Annotated in this window: 12 protein-coding genes; 9 read left to right on the top strand and 3 right to left on the bottom strand. The window is 64.8% G+C overall.

The window, feature by feature from the left end; translation table 11 throughout:
* Window positions 1-36 precede the first annotated feature (36 nt).
* Window positions 37-1,041 carry a UDP-glucose 4-epimerase GalE gene (galE, locus tag MTX19_RS24995; protein ID WP_280979766.1) on the bottom strand — a complete coding sequence of 335 codons (1,005 nt, stop codon included), beginning with the start codon at window positions 1,039-1,041 and terminating at the stop codon, window positions 37-39.
* A gap of 439 nt (window positions 1,042-1,480) precedes the next feature.
* Here galE and MTX19_RS24990 point away from each other — a divergent pair, with 439 nt between their 5' ends.
* Entirely contained in the window at window positions 1,481-2,893 is a 1,413-nt protein-coding gene (locus tag MTX19_RS24990; protein ID WP_280985513.1) for a mannose-1-phosphate guanylyltransferase/mannose-6-phosphate isomerase, read from the top strand.
* 95 nt (window positions 2,894-2,988) lie between these two features.
* Here MTX19_RS24990 and MTX19_RS24985 read toward each other — a convergent pair whose 3' ends face one another.
* Both MTX19_RS24985 and MTX19_RS24980 read right to left on the bottom strand, forming a co-directional pair.
* On the bottom strand, window positions 2,989-3,360 hold the full coding sequence (locus MTX19_RS24985; protein ID WP_280979764.1) for a VanZ family protein: 372 nt from the start codon (window positions 3,358-3,360) through the stop codon (window positions 2,989-2,991).
* Window positions 3,361-3,457: 97 nt separating this feature from the next.
* The gene (locus MTX19_RS24980; protein WP_280979763.1) at window positions 3,458-3,835 is read right to left on the bottom strand and encodes a VanZ family protein; all 378 of its coding nucleotides are present in this window, start codon (window positions 3,833-3,835) and stop codon (window positions 3,458-3,460) included.
* Window positions 3,836-4,090: 255 nt separating this feature from the next.
* Here MTX19_RS24980 and MTX19_RS24975 point away from each other — a divergent pair, with 255 nt between their 5' ends.
* From MTX19_RS24975 to MTX19_RS24940, 8 genes are all read left to right on the top strand, one after another.
* Entirely contained in the window at window positions 4,091-4,762 is a 672-nt protein-coding gene (locus MTX19_RS24975) for a response regulator transcription factor (RefSeq protein WP_280972438.1), read from the top strand.
* 88 nt (window positions 4,763-4,850) lie between these two features.
* Window positions 4,851-6,227 carry a sensor histidine kinase gene (locus MTX19_RS24970; protein WP_280979762.1) on the top strand — a complete coding sequence of 459 codons (1,377 nt, stop codon included), beginning with the start codon at window positions 4,851-4,853 and terminating at the stop codon, window positions 6,225-6,227.
* 138 nt (window positions 6,228-6,365) lie between these two features.
* Entirely contained in the window at window positions 6,366-7,763 is a 1,398-nt protein-coding gene (locus tag MTX19_RS24965; RefSeq protein WP_280985512.1) for a hypothetical protein, read from the top strand.
* A 141-nt stretch (window positions 7,764-7,904) separates the two neighbouring features.
* A complete protein-coding gene (ccmI, locus tag MTX19_RS24960; RefSeq protein ID WP_280979761.1) occupies window positions 7,905-9,011 on the top strand; it encodes a c-type cytochrome biogenesis protein CcmI in 1,107 nt (368 codons plus the stop codon).
* 59 nt (window positions 9,012-9,070) lie between these two features.
* Window positions 9,071-9,556: a cytochrome c maturation protein CcmE gene (gene ccmE, locus MTX19_RS24955; RefSeq protein ID WP_280979760.1), complete on the top strand. Its 486-nt coding sequence runs from the start codon at window positions 9,071-9,073 to the stop codon at window positions 9,554-9,556.
* Window positions 9,553-11,535, top strand: a complete 1,983-nt coding sequence (locus MTX19_RS24950) for a heme lyase CcmF/NrfE family subunit (RefSeq protein WP_280979759.1) — start codon at window positions 9,553-9,555, stop codon at window positions 11,533-11,535. The genes ccmE and MTX19_RS24950 overlap by 4 nt, the downstream gene beginning before the upstream one ends.
* Complete coding sequence (locus tag MTX19_RS24945) at window positions 11,535-12,041, top strand: cytochrome c-type biogenesis protein (protein WP_280979758.1); 507 nt, start codon at window positions 11,535-11,537, stop codon at window positions 12,039-12,041. Before MTX19_RS24950 ends, MTX19_RS24945 begins: the two co-directional genes overlap by 1 nt.
* A 170-nt stretch (window positions 12,042-12,211) precedes the next feature.
* A complete protein-coding gene (locus tag MTX19_RS24940; RefSeq protein ID WP_280979757.1) occupies window positions 12,212-13,786 on the top strand; it encodes a Do family serine endopeptidase in 1,575 nt (524 codons plus the stop codon).
* The last annotated feature ends 63 nt before the right edge of the window (window positions 13,787-13,849 follow it).

The following is a 13,849-nucleotide window of genomic DNA, read 5'->3' as shown; positions in this document are numbered from 1 at the left end:
GTTCGCAACCTGCATGCACTTGGCCGCAAGGCGACGTCAGGCATATCCGTTGGGATTGGTGCTTTGCCAGCGCCAGTGATCGGCGCACATCGTCTCAAGTGATCGAGTTGCTTTCCAACCCAACAGCTTCGTGGCGTAGTCGGTTGCGGCGTAATAGGCGGCAAGATCGCCGGCGCGGCGCGGCTTGATGTCGTAGGGAATCGGCTTGCCGCTCGCTGCTTCGAACGCGCGGATCACCTCGATAACGCTGCTACCCGCGCCTGTGCCCAAATTGACGGCAAAGCATTTCGGACTGCTCAGCAACGCAAGTGCGGATACGTGGCCGCCGGCCAGATCCATCACATGGATATAATCCCGGATGCCGGTCCCGTCAGGCGTATCGTAATCTCCGCCCCAGACATTGAGCCGTTCACGTCGTCCGATCGCGACCTGCGCCACGAACGGCACCAGATTGTTGGGAACGCCCTTTGGGTCCTCGCCGATCAAGCCGCTCTCATGGGCGCCGACCGGATTGAAGTAGCGCAGGATCGCCACGGCCCAGGTCGGATCGCTCGCATATTGATCGCGGAGCATGTCCTCGATCATGAGCTTGGTGCGTCCATAGGGATTGATTGCGTTGAGCGGATGGTCCTCGGTGTAGGGCAGGAATTTCGGCGTGCCGTAGACGGTCGCGGAGGAAGAGAACACGATCTTCTTCACGCCGGTCTTCTGCATGGCGCGGAGCAGCCGGTGCGAGCCGATGACGTTCTGGTCGTAATATTCGAGTGGTTGGGCGACCGAATCCTGCACGGATTTCAGGCCGGCAAAATGCATCACCGCCGTGCACCCGTGTTGCGCGAGGACCTTCTCGATCGCGCCCTGGTCGCGGATATCGGCTTCGACCACCGTGAGCCGCTTGCCGCAGATCTGCTGGATGCGCTCCAGCGCCAGGGGGCTGCTGTTGGAGAAATTGTCCAAGACGACGACCTCTTCACCTGCCGAGAGCAGGGCAACACAAGCATGTGAGCCGATATAGCCGGCGCCTCCAGTTACCAGGATCATTCAGCGTCTCTGCGTTGTTGGATTGGATGTACAGATTGCATGTGCACTTGTAGCAGGTCGGTGTCGGATAGCCGTCATCATCACAAAGGAAAGTTCTTTCTAAAGTTGTAACCAGAGGTAGAGGCCGGACATCCCTTTCGGCGCAGAGGATACAACGGCAATGAGAGGGGTGGAATGGGAAAGCAGCAGCTGCGCTGTCTTGCTCGCCTGAAAGGAGTGGAGCGGGAAGCGAACACCATAGACCAATCGCAAGAGACAGAAATATGACGTGCAAAATGTGGAGCGATGGTCCTTGTTCGGCCAACTTTCACATGGATGAAGTTGTCGTCGTCTTTTGCAGCAAGCTCGGATGCCTCAATCAGCAGAACACGGGTTGCTGCCGGGTGGCACCATTCTTGCTGAGCCATGGCGAGATCTTGTCAGGACTTGAGGCATATCGATGGACCGACGAATTATCCCCCTGATCATGTGCGGTGGCGCGGGTACGCGGCTGTGGCCGGCCTCACGCGAGGTGCATCCGAAGCAGTTCCTGTCGCTGTTCGGGGCGCGCTCGACCTTCCAGGAGACGCTGCTGCGGGTCGCGGACCCGACCCTGTTCGAGCGGCCGATCGTGATCACCAACGAGGCCTATCGCTTCATGGTGCTGGAGCAGCTCGCCGAGATCGGCCGCGAGGCCGATGTGCTGCTCGAGCCGATGCGGCGCGATTCCGGCCCGGCGATCGCCGCCGGTGCGGCGTTTGCGCAAACCCGGGACAGCGATGCGGTCGTGCTGGCGCTCGCCGCCGATCATCTGGTGCGCGACATGCCGGCCTTCGTCGCGGCGTGCCGCGAGGGGCTGGCGGCAGCGGAGCAGGGCCGCATCGTGACCTTCGGCGTCAAGCCGGAACGGCCGGCGACCGAATACGGCTACATCAGCCCGGGCGAAGTGGTCGCCGGCGAGGTGCGCGCGGTCGCCAAATTCGTCGAGAAGCCGGATGCCGAAATTGCGGCCGGCTATATCGATGCCGGCTATCTCTGGAACAGCGGCAACTTCATGTTCCGCGCTGCGGTGCTGCTCGATGAGTATCGCAACGTCGACGCGGACAGCGTGACTTCCGTCGAGCAGTCGGTGGCCGAGGCCGCGCGCGATCTCGGCTTCGTCAAGCTCGATCCGCCGGCGTTCGGCGCGGCCAAGGCGATCTCGATCGACTATGCGGTGATGGAGAAGACCGCGCGTGCGGCGGTGGTGGCGGTGGCCTGCGGCTGGTCCGACATCGGCTCGTGGCGCCAGGTCTGGGAGCTCTCCGACAAGGACAGCCAGGGCAATGCGGCGCGGGGAATTGCGGTGTTCGAGGACTCCCGCAACTGTAGCGTCGCGACCGACCGCGCGCTGGTCGCGCTCGAAGGCGTCGACGATCTTGTCGTGGTGGCGACCCAGGATGCCGTGCTGGTGTCGCGGCAGAAGGATGCCAACGGGCTGAAGCGGCTGGTCGCGAAACTGAAGGTAACCGCGCCCGAGGTGACAGAGAGCCACATCAAGGTGCACCGGCCCTGGGGCTCCTACCAGTCGGTCGACAATGGCGACCGCCACCAGGTCAAGCACATCATCGTCAAGCCGGGCGGGCGGCTCAGCCTGCAGAAGCACCATCACCGCTCCGAGCATTGGATCGTGGTGCGCGGCACCGCGCAGGTGACGGTCAACGAGCTGATCAAGACCGTGCACGAGAACGAATCGATCTACATTCCGATCGGCGCGGTGCACCGGCTGGAAAACCCGGGCAAGATCCAGCTCGAGCTGATCGAGGTGCAGACGGGGAGCTATCTCGGCGAGGACGACATCATCCGTATCGAGGACGACTATCAGCGCGTGTGAGGTCGCTCGCGCTTTATTTGCCTGGAGTCGACGCGCCGTTCGTCATGATGCCGCGACCTGGGGACTCAAGCGGCAAGCTCAAGCCGTGAGGCGCATCATTTCCGGTGTTGGAGTGAAAGCCATCGAGAAGCAAGCACGCCGACAATCCCACCGGTTGCCTTTTGAAGTGCATCCAGTGCGGCTGGATCGCGGTCCGGCCGCAGTCCTTGCAGCAATTCGAGCGAGATCGCGATACCTGCAACGATTGCGCACGTCAGGATCATCCGGCCGGGGAAAAGCCAGGACAGGAGAAAGCCAAGAACCAGGTAGGCGGCGAAGCGCTCGAAAATCACGACCTCGAGACTCTCGTGCCGGCCCAAGAGAACCGGCCGGCCGGAGTGGGATGTCAGGGTCGCGTAGCCGATCAACAGCAGGCAAGCGATTGTCACGGCGATAATGCAAATTTGGCGCATCCTGCGATCGGCCACCTGAAACCGGGTTATGCGGTCCCAAGCGAGTTTGCCATATCAATAGAGGTAAGCAAGGATCGATCGCCGCGGCTTGGTCTTGCACCTTGTCGCATCGTTAACCGGCGGACTGTCCGCGCAACTTCCTGAAGCGATCGACCTGGTCCTGCAGAATCGTCAGCACGATACGGCCGGTGCCAATTCCGCCAAGCCCACCCGCCGCCTTCACCAGCGCGTCGAGCACACGGCCGTGGCGATCGGGAGCCAACAACTGCATCGCCTCCAGCATGAACGCGCTTCCGATAACGATCAGGGCGATCGGCAGCATGCGCCGCGGATAGCCCAACATCAGCGCCAGGCCCAGCAGGGCGAAGGCCGCAAAATGCTCGAGCTGCGGATTGGCGATCGACGGCCGGTCATAGATCGGCGACAGCGTCACAAACGCAATGAAGGCGAGAGCCAGCCACCCCGCAATACGGGAGATTGTTTGGGTCATAATGGATATGGGGGTAGGCGCCGGTTTACCTCGCTGCAACCCGCAAGCCCGTGACCGGGCCGGATTTACCGGGCCATCCGCAATTATCGTTAATGCCAGGGGTGCTATCCGGCGTGCCCGGCCGTCTCAGATCTGCTATCAAACCGGCAAATGACCAAAAAGTAACGTTCCACCTATTGACTCGTTCATAGCCCGTTCACCGCCGAAAGCCTCATTTGATGCCGGATATCGCAATGCTCACTCTCGGAGGTCAACGTGCGTCTGCTCGTCGTTGAAGATGACCCGGATCTGAACCGCCAGCTCACCACGGCGCTCACGGATGCCGGTTATGTGGTCGATCGAGCGTTCGACGGCGAGGAGGGGCATTTCCTCGGCGACAGCGAGCCCTACGACGCGGTCGTGCTGGATATCGGCCTGCCGAAGATGGACGGCATCTCGGTGCTGGAGGCCTGGCGGCGGAACAAGCGGGTGATGCCGGTGCTGATTCTCACCGCACGCGACCGCTGGAGCGACAAGGTCCAGGGGTTCGACGCCGGCGCCGACGACTATGTCGCAAAGCCGTTCCATCTCGAGGAGGTGCTGGCGCGGATCCGCGCGCTGCTGCGCCGCGCAACCGGGCATGCCCAGGTCGAACTGATCTGCGGGCCGGTCACGTTGAACACCCGCACCAAGCGGGTCACGGTCAACGGCAATCCGATCAAGCTGACCTCGCACGAGTACAACCTTCTCGATTACCTTATGCACCATACTGGACGGGTGGTGTCGCGCACCGAGCTGGTCGAGCACCTCTATGACCAGGACTTCGACCGCGACTCCAACACGATCGAGGTGTTCGTCGGCCGCATCCGCAAAAAGCTTGAGGTCGACATCATCCAGACCGTGCGGGGCCTGGGCTATATGCTGGCGTCGCCGCCGTCGGGCGCTTGATCGGCGCGCGGGCAGCGGCATGATTTGCGCCGAACACTGGATTCGTCATGTCGAAGCCCGCTGACACGACTTTCGAGACCGTGCCCTGATGCGCGGAAGCTCCCTTGCCACCCGCCTGTTCGTCTCGGCGACCGCCTGGGTGGTGGTGATCCTGGCGATCACCGGCGTCATCCTGTCGTCGGTCTATCGCGATGCGACCGAGCGCGCCTTCGATCGGCGGCTTAATCTCTATTTGCGCACGCTGATCGCCGAGGTGGCGACCCCCGACGAGCCGGCCGACCGCCAGTTCCAATCGCTCGGCGAGCCGCTGTTCGACCTGCCGCTGTCGGGCTGGTACTGGCAGATCACCCGGACCGACACCGAGAAGGGTGAGACCCGTGCCTCGCGCTCGCTGTGGGACAAGAAGCTGCCGAAGCTCGAGGAACACGGCGCGGAGCTGACCGCGGCAGGCGTCCGCCTCGGTTACGTCGACGGACCGGAAGGCCAGAGCCTGCGCATGGTGGAGCGGCCGGTCGATCTCGGCGCGGACGGCAAGTTCCTGGTCAGCGTGGCCGGCGACGCGACCGAAATCTTCGATGAGACGCGCAGCTTCGACTACTATCTCGGCGGCACGTTCGCCGCCCTTGGTATCGTGCTGCTGCTGACCACGATTTTCCAGGTCCGCTATGGCCTTGCGCCGCTCAAGCGCATTTCCGAGGCGATCGCCGCCATTCGATCCGGCCGCGCTGAGCGGCTGGAGGGACAGTTTCCGGTCGAGATCGCGCCGCTCGCGCGCGAGACCAACGCGCTTATCGACGCCAACCGGGAGATCGTCGAGCGTTCGCGCACCCATGTCGGCAACCTCGCTCATGCGATCAAGACGCCGCTGTCGGTGATCGTGAACGAAGCAGGCTCCCATGCCGCCGATCCCTTCGCAAGCAAGGTGCTGGAGCAGGCCGATATCATGCGGGACCAGGTCGCGCATCATCTGGAGCGCGCGCGCCTTGCCGCCCGCATCACCATCGTCAGCACCATCACCGACGTGGCGCCGGCGATCGAGGCGCTGCGCCGGACCATGGAGAAGATCCACCGCGATCGCGCCATCGCGATTCAGGCGAAGGCCGATCCGGCGGCGCGGTTTCGCGGTGAGCGGCAGGACCTGGAGGAAATGGTCGGCAATCTCGTCGACAACGCCTGCAAATGGGCGGCGTCTCAAGTGTTCATCGAGGTGATCGTCGAGCCGCCAAAGGAGCACGGCGCCGGACCCAAGCTGCGCATCGTGGTCGATGACGATGGACGAGGCCTCTCCGAGGCCGAGCGCGCCCAGGTGTCGCGGCGCGGCCAGCGGCTCGACGAGTCAAAACCGGGTTCAGGGCTCGGCCTCTCGATCGTGACCGATCTCGCAGGCCTCTATGGCGGCAATCTCACGCTCCGCAGCGCGCCGATCGGCGGCTTGCGCGCCGAACTCGTGCTGCCGGCGGTATAGGTGTGTGTAGCCGGCACGCTCCCCAGTCGTGGCACCGTCATTATTCCTAAACGGGTTCTTAACGCGCGCGCTCTTATGATCGGAAGCGGACGCGCTTGCTGCGGTCCGCGGGGGCACCAAGCATTCATCACCGAGCGTATGAGCCAGAAATCGATCGAGCGGCTGAGGGATTATCTTGCGCAGCTTCCGCCGCAATCGCAGGCGCTGCTGATGCGGGAGCTGGAGCGCGCGGTCGAACGCGGCGAGGACGTCGTGGTCGCCAACCTTGTGCTGGAGCAGCTTCGCAAGATCGTCCGCAGTGCCGAGGAAGACGAGGAGATGCGGCCGCGCACCGACGACCCGGCACGGCTCCTGTTCCGGCCGCTCGAGCCGTTCCTCGCCGAGACCAATTTCCCGACACGAGCGGGCCAGATCCGGCGCGCCTCGTTGCTGCCGACCTGGCAATGGCTGGCCCGCGAGGGGGCTCCCGAAGCGGCCCGTGAGTTCGAGTCAACGCTTGCGGCGGCGCCGGAGGGTGGCCCCTTGGAGGCCGCGGCGCGCAAGTTCCAGCTCGCGGCCGCGGACGCCATCATCAAGATCTCGACGCCGGTGCCGGGGAATGACCAGCAGCGCGCGCTGTCGCGCGTGGGTCCGCCCAGCGTTGTCGAGGACCTGCTGCCGATCGGCCTGGTCTTGCAGGCGCGCGATGCCCTGGACACGGTGGGGAGCCGTCTGCCCAGCCAGATCCGGGTGTTTGCCGACGCCCAGATCGCCTCCGTCACGGAGGCGCTCAAGGTTCCGTCGTTGCAGACGCCACAACTGCTGCCGTTCGCGCTGTCCTTGATCGCGCAGCGGCTGGTCGCGCCATGGCAGATCATCCGGCTCGCCATCAAGATGGCCGGCTCCGACGACGAGCTGCGGGTGGCCGCCACGCCTTACGGCATCGCGGTCACCATCGCGCTGCATGACCTGTCGTTCGTCGCGGCCTGCCTGCGCACAGATATCAGGCGTGGTCATTTCGAGTATGTCGGCGAGCAGCTCAAGACCCTGCACGACGGTGTGCGCGGCCTGCGCACCGAACTCGATCTGCGCACCGACTCCGCCTGGGGCCGCCAGCTGACGTCGGTCCGGGCCGACACCTCCAATGCGTTGCAATCGGAGATCGACAGCGTACCGGGCCGGGTCCGCCGGATCCTCCGCCAGCGCGCCGACAAGGACATTGCCGCGGGGGCCAAGATCGATCTGTCCGAGGTCGAGGACGCCGTCGCCCTGATCGATTTCGTCGCGGTGTGCCGCACCTATGCCAGCGAGCTTGCCATCAACGAGGTGACGCTGCGCACCTTCTCCGACCTGCAGCATTATGTCGAGCAGTCGACCGAGGGGCTGGTCCAGTCGTTGCGCGGCGGCGATACGCGAGTCCGGGCCTTCCGGCAGCAGCAGGTCAAGGCGGCGATCCGCTTTTGCGAGGTGTTGTTCGGTCACGACTACGCCTCGTTGATGAGCCGGGCGGCGGAGAATGCCGTCACCGGCGAACGCAAATCCTCCCGCGCGAGCTAGCCAGGCCTCGCTCCTGTCCGAAGGTGCGGGGTACGACCGCCTGTGATCCAGCAATTGTCAATTGCCGGGCTTGCGGCCGGTGGTGTAAAGCGGCTTGACGGTGACCTTCCGGACGTCGCCGTTCCACCCAGGAACCGCTTGATGACGCTGTGGTTTGTGTTCGCGCTGATGACGGTCGCCGCGATCTTTGCCGTGCTCTGGCCGCTCAGCCGTAGCCGGCCGGCGGACACCGGCGGCAGCGAGGTCGTGGTGTATCGCGACCAGCTCGCCGAAATCGACCGCGATATGGCATCCGGTAATATCGGCGCCGCCGAGGCGGAGGCCGCGCGGATCGAGATCAGCCGGCGGCTGCTCGCGGCCGCCGACCAGAGCGGGCGCGAGGGGCCGGTTAAGGCCAATCTGAAGCTGCGGCGCTTGGCCGCGACCCTGGCTCTGATTGGCTTGCCGGTCATTGCGGCAGGCTTCTACCTCCCGTTGGGGTCGCCGCGCCTTGGCGACTTTCCGCTCTCGGAGCGCAGCCGGGTCGTCGATGCCAACCAACCGCTGGCCGATCTGGTGGCGCAGGTCGAGGCTCACCTGGAGAAGAACCCGACCGATGGCCGCGGCTGGAGGGTGCTGGCGCCGGTGCTGTCGCGCCTTGGTCGCTATGACGATGCGGTCCGCGCCTATCGTAATTCCATTACTTATGCCGGTGACAGCGCCGATCGCCGTGCAGATCTCGGCGAGGCGTTGATGGGAACGGCGGGCGGTGTCGTCACCGCGGACGCCAAGGCGGAGTTCGAGCGCGCGGTTGCGCAGAGCGCCGACAACGCCAAGGCCAACTACTTCCTCGGGATCGCGGCGGAGCAGGACGGCCGCAAGGCGGACGCCGCCGCGATCTGGAAGGGGATGTTGGCGAAGGCGCCGGCCGACGCGCCGTGGCGGCCGCTGGTGCAGGCCGCCTTGGTGAGGGTCGGCGGCGTCGCCGCGCCGGCACTGCCCGACGGTGCGACGGCTGCGGCCAAGGATATGACCGAAGGTGATCGCAACGCGATGATCCACGGTATGGTCGATCGGCTGGCGACGCGGCTGAAGCAGAACGGCGACGATGTCGAGGGCTGGCTGCGGCTGGTCCGCGCCTATCTCGTGATGGGCGAGCGTGACAAGGCGATGAGCGCGCTCGCCGATGCGCGGCAGGCGGTGGCCAAGGACGCGGATCGGTTGCGTCAGCTCAATGAAGGGCTGAAGAATCTCGGGCTGGATGGATAGCGCATGACGCCGAAGAGTGTGCAGCGGTTTTCGGAGCACGTCATGCGCAAGGATGGACCATGACCAGGAAGCAACGGCGCTTGACTCTGATCGGCTGCGCGCTCGCGGTGCTCGGGATCGCGGCGGGGCTGGTGCTGAATGCGCTGCGCGATTCCATCGTGTTCTTCTCGACGCCCTCGATGGTCGCCGAGAAGCATCTTGGTCCGGGCACACGCTTCCGGCTCGGCGGCCTGGTGCAGCCGGGCTCGGTCAAGCGCGGCGACAATCTCGCGGTGACCTTTACCGTCGCTGACGGCAGTGCGACCCTCCCGGTCGCCTACAAGGGCATCCTGCCCGACCTGTTCCGCGAAGGGCAGGGCGTCGTCGCCGAAGGAACGCTCGATGCGTCCGGCGTGTTTCGTGCTGATACCGTGCTTGCGAAGCATGACGAGAGATACATGCCGAAGGACGTCGCCGAAGCCCTCAAGAAGCAGGGCCACTGGAAGGACGACTACGCTGCGAAGCCGAGCGCTTCGGCGGCGCCGACGCAGGGAGCCATGCGATGATCGCCGAAAGCGGACATTATGCCCTGGTGCTCGCGCTTGGGCTGGCGCTGATTCAGTCCGTCGTGCCGCTGCTCGGCGCGCGCTGGCGCGACGTCGCATTGATGAATGTCGCGCGCTCGACTGCGCTGGCCCAGCTCTTGTTCGTCGCGGCCTCATTCATCGCGCTGGTGACGCTGCACGTCACCTCGGACTTCTCGGTCGTCAACGTCTACGAGAACTCGCATTCGTTGAAGCCGATGATCTACAAGATCACCGGCGTGTGGGGAAACCATGAAGGATCGATGCTGCTCTGGGTCTCGATCCTGGCGCTGTTCGGCGGCCTGGTCGCGGCCTTCGGCAACAATTTGCCGCTGTCGCTGCGCGCCCATGTGCTGGCGGTGCAGGCCTGGATCGCCAGCGCATTCTATCTCTTCATCCTGATCACCTCGAACCCGTTCCTGCGCATCGCCAATCCGCCGATCGAGGGACGCGATCTCAATCCGGTGCTGCAGGACATCGGCCTCGCGGTGCATCCGCCGATGCTCTATCTCGGCTATGTCGGCTTCTCGATCTCGTTTTCCTTCGCGGTGGCTGCGCTGCTCGAGGGCCGGATCGACGCCGCCTGGGCGCGCTGGGTGCGCCCGTGGACCCTGACCGCGTGGATTTTCCTGACGCTCGGCATCGCGATGGGTTCCTACTGGGCCTATTACGAGCTCGGCTGGGGCGGCTGGTGGTTCTGGGATCCGGTCGAGAACGCCTCGCTGATGCCGTGGCTTGCCGGCACCGCGCTGTTGCATTCGGCGCTGGTGATGGAGAAGCGCAACGCGTTGAAGGTCTGGACCATCCTGCTGTCGATCCTGACCTTCTCGCTGTCGCTGCTCGGCACCTTCCTGGTGCGCTCCGGTGTCCTCACATCGGTTCACGCATTCGCCACCGATCCGACGCGCGGCGTCTTCATTCTGCTGATCCTCTTCGTCTTCATCGGCGGCAGCTTCTCGCTTTTTGCCTGGCGCGCACCGGCGTTGAAACAGGGTGGGCTGTTTGCCCCGATCTCGCGCGAGGGCGCGCTGGTGCTCAACAATCTGCTGCTTACCACGGCGTGCGCGACCGTGTTCATCGGGACGCTGTATCCGCTGGCGCTCGAGGTCCTGACGGGCGAGAAGATCTCGGTCGGCGCGCCGTTCTTCAATTTCACCTTCGCGCCGCTGTTCGTGCCGCTGTTGCTCGCGGTGCCGTTCGGGCCGCTGCTTGCCTGGAAGCGTGGTGACCTGCTGGGAGCGGCACAGCGGCTGACGGCCGCCGGCATCGTCTCGCTTGTCGCGATCGCGCTGGTCTGGGCGTGGACCTATGGCGGCGCAACGCTGGCACCGCTCGCGATCGGACTTGCGGTGTTCGTGATATCAGGCGCGCTGTGCGATCTTGCCGAACGTATCGGGCTGTTCCGCATCCCGTTCTCGATCTCGCTGCGCCGCGCGCGTGGCTTGCCGCGCGCGACATGGGGCACCGTGTTTGCGCATGCCGGGCTCGGCGTCGCGCTGATCGGCATCGTCTGCGAGACCACCTGGAACAGCGAATATATCGGTGCGATGAAGGCGAACGACGTCGCCACGGTCGCCGGCTATCAGTTGCGGCTCGATGGCCTGACGCCGCGCCAGGGGCCGAACTTCCGCGAGATGGTCGCCCGGTTCACCGTGAGCCGCGAAGGAGAGAAGGTCGCCTCGATGACGCCGTCGAAGCGCAACTTTACGACGCGTGGTGCATCGACGACGGAGGCGGCGCTGCTGACACGCGGCGCGAGCCAGCTCTATATCTCGCTCGGTGACACCTCAGCCGACGGCACGATCGCGGTGCGCATCTATCACAAGCCGCTGGTGCTCTTGATCTGGTGGGGACCGGTGCTGATGGCGTTCGGCGGCATGCTGTCGTTGTCGGACCGCCGCTTGCGGGTCGGGGCGCCGAAGCCGGCCAAGGCGGCGCGCGCATTGCAGGCGGCCGAGTGATGCGGTCGCGCGCTCTCACTGCCGGCCTGCTTGCCGCCGCCTTGCTGTTGGGGGCGCTGCCGGCACATGCCGTGCTGCCCGACGAGGTCATGTCGGACCCTGCGAAGGAGGCGAGGGCGCGCGAGCTCTCCAAGGAGCTTCGCTGCATGGTCTGCCAGAACCAGTCGATCGACGATTCGGAGGCGCCGCTAGCGCGCGACCTCCGCCTTCTGGTGCGCGAGCGTATCGCGGCCGGCGACAGCAACCGGCAGGTGATCGATTTCCTGGTGGCGCGCTATGGCGAATTCGTGCTGCTGAAGCCGCGCTTCAACGAGCACACGCTGTTGCTCTGGCTGACCCCGCCGCTGGCGCTTCTGCTGGGTGGGTTGGCGCTCTGGCGCTTCGGCAGGCGGAGGGCAAATACGGCCAAAGGCGGAAGCCTTTCCGACTCGGCCCTGACGGCCGAGGAACAGACGCGGCTGGAACGCCTGCTAGCCGCGGAATCAGCGCCGGACAAACGGATTTAAGTTCCTTTTAAGTTATTCATTTGTCTGCGTTATTCTGCCGCAGGCCGACTTCTCTTAATTACAAAAGTTTAATACCGCAGCCAGCGCGCCGTAAGGCTGATGACCCCATGTTCAGAGGCATCAGGTGCCGGCCCCTGCACCACGATTTCTGCCCCTGGAGATTTCAAGAAATGACCGACCGTCCCGACCTCTCATCCTTTCCGTCCTACAAGCAGCCGAAGCGCTCGCTGTTGTCTGCTCGCAAGTTCGCGCTGATGGCGTCGGTCGTCGCCGGTCTCGGCGCCGCCGTCTATGGCTTCAGCCCCTCGCACGATGCTTCGCTGTTCGCGACCCCGGCGCATGCCCAGGTCAACAACGAGGTCCGCAAGGTTCAGCAGCCGGTGGGCTTCGCCGACATCGTCGAGCGCGTGAAGCCGTCGGTGATCTCGGTGAAGGTCAACATCCGCGAGAAGCTCTCCAAGGACGACAGCAATGACGACTCGCCGTTCCAGCCGGGTTCGCCGATGGAGCGCTTCTTCCGTCGCTTCGGCGGTCCGGATGGCTTCCCTCCGGGTCTGCGTGGGCCGCGTGGCGGTGGCGTCGTGACCGGCCAGGGCTCCGGCTTCTTCATCTCGGCTGACGGCTACGCCGTGACCAACAACCACGTCGTTGACGGCGCCGACAAGGTCGAAGTCACGACCGACGACGGCAAGACCTATTCCGCCAAGGTGATCGGCACCGATCCGCGCACCGACCTCGCGCTGATCAAGGTCGAAGGTGGTTCCAACTTCCAGTTCGCAAAGCTCTCCGACGGCAAGCCGCGGATCGGCGACTGGGTGCTGGCGGTCGGCAATCCCTTCGGTCTCGGCGGCACCGTGACCGCGGGTATCGTGTCCGCCTCCGGCCGCGACATCGGCAACGGTCCGTATGACGACTTCATCCAGATCGACGCGCCCGTGAATAAGGGCAATTCCGGTGGTCCGGCCTTCGACATGTCGGGCGAGGTGATGGGCGTCAACACCGCGATCTACTCGCCGTCCGGCGGCAGCGTCGGTATCGCGTTCTCGATCCCGGCAGCGACCGTGAAGAGCGTGGTCGCCCAGCTGAAGGACAAGGGCTCGGTCAGCCGCGGATGGATCGGCGTCCAGATCCAGCCGGTGACCTCCGACATCGCCGACAGCCTCGGCATGAAGAAGGCGGAAGGCGCGCTGGTTGCCGAACCGCAGGCCAACGGCCCCGCGGCCAAGGCCGGCATCGAGTCCGGTGACGTGATCACGGCCGTCAACGGCGAGCCGGTGAAGGATGCGCGCGAGCTCGCCCGCACCATTGGCGGCCTGCCTCCCGGCAATTCGGTGAAGCTGAACGTGCTGCACAAGGGCCAGGACAAGGTCGTCAACATCACGCTCGGCCAGTTGCCGAACAACCTTGAGGCCAAGGCCAACAACGACAACAACGATCGCGGCAACTCCAACCGCGGTACCGATGTGCCGAAGCTCGGCCTGACCGTTGCGCCCGCCAACAGCGTGGCTGGCGCCGGCAAGGACGGTGTGGTCGTGACCGAAGTCGATCCGAAGAGTGCTGCCGCTGAGCGGGGCTTCAAGGAAGGCGACGTGATCCTCGAGGTCGCCGGCAAGACCGTCGGCACCGCCGGCGAGGTGCGCGATGCGATCGCTGCAGCGCGCAACGACAACAAGAACAGTGTTCTCATGCGCGTGAAGAGCGGCGGTTCGTCGCGCTTCGTGGCAGTGCCGCTGGCCAAGGGTTAACTATGAGTTGGGAGGCGTCGCCGGCATCAGTCGCCCCCGCCGACGGCGCTTTCCGGGGGCGGG

This window comes from Bradyrhizobium sp. ISRA464 (assembly GCF_029910095.1).
GTDB lineage: Bacteria > Pseudomonadota > Alphaproteobacteria > Rhizobiales > Xanthobacteraceae > Bradyrhizobium.
This window is presented reverse-complemented; position numbering and strand designations above follow the sequence as displayed.

Bases quoted from the DNA above. Each gene is read 5' to 3' on its own strand.
- galE (WP_280979766.1), bottom strand. From the start codon at position 1,041: ATGATCCTGGTAACTGGAGGCGCCGGCTATATCGGCTCACATGCTTGT.
- MTX19_RS24990 (WP_280985513.1), top strand. From the start codon at position 1,481: ATGGACCGACGAATTATCCCCCTGATCATGTGCGGTGGCGCGGGTACG.
- MTX19_RS24980 (WP_280979763.1), bottom strand. From the start codon at position 3,835: ATGACCCAAACAATCTCCCGTATTGCGGGGTGGCTGGCTCTCGCCTTC.
- MTX19_RS24970 (WP_280979762.1), top strand. From the start codon at position 4,851: ATGCGCGGAAGCTCCCTTGCCACCCGCCTGTTCGTCTCGGCGACCGCC.
- MTX19_RS24965 (WP_280985512.1), top strand. From the start codon at position 6,366: ATGAGCCAGAAATCGATCGAGCGGCTGAGGGATTATCTTGCGCAGCTT.
- ccmI (WP_280979761.1), top strand. From the start codon at position 7,905: ATGACGCTGTGGTTTGTGTTCGCGCTGATGACGGTCGCCGCGATCTTT.
- ccmE (WP_280979760.1), top strand. From the start codon at position 9,071: ATGACCAGGAAGCAACGGCGCTTGACTCTGATCGGCTGCGCGCTCGCG.
- MTX19_RS24950 (WP_280979759.1), top strand. From the start codon at position 9,553: ATGATCGCCGAAAGCGGACATTATGCCCTGGTGCTCGCGCTTGGGCTG.
- MTX19_RS24945 (WP_280979758.1), top strand. From the start codon at position 11,535: ATGCGGTCGCGCGCTCTCACTGCCGGCCTGCTTGCCGCCGCCTTGCTG.
- MTX19_RS24940 (WP_280979757.1), top strand. From the start codon at position 12,212: ATGACCGACCGTCCCGACCTCTCATCCTTTCCGTCCTACAAGCAGCCG.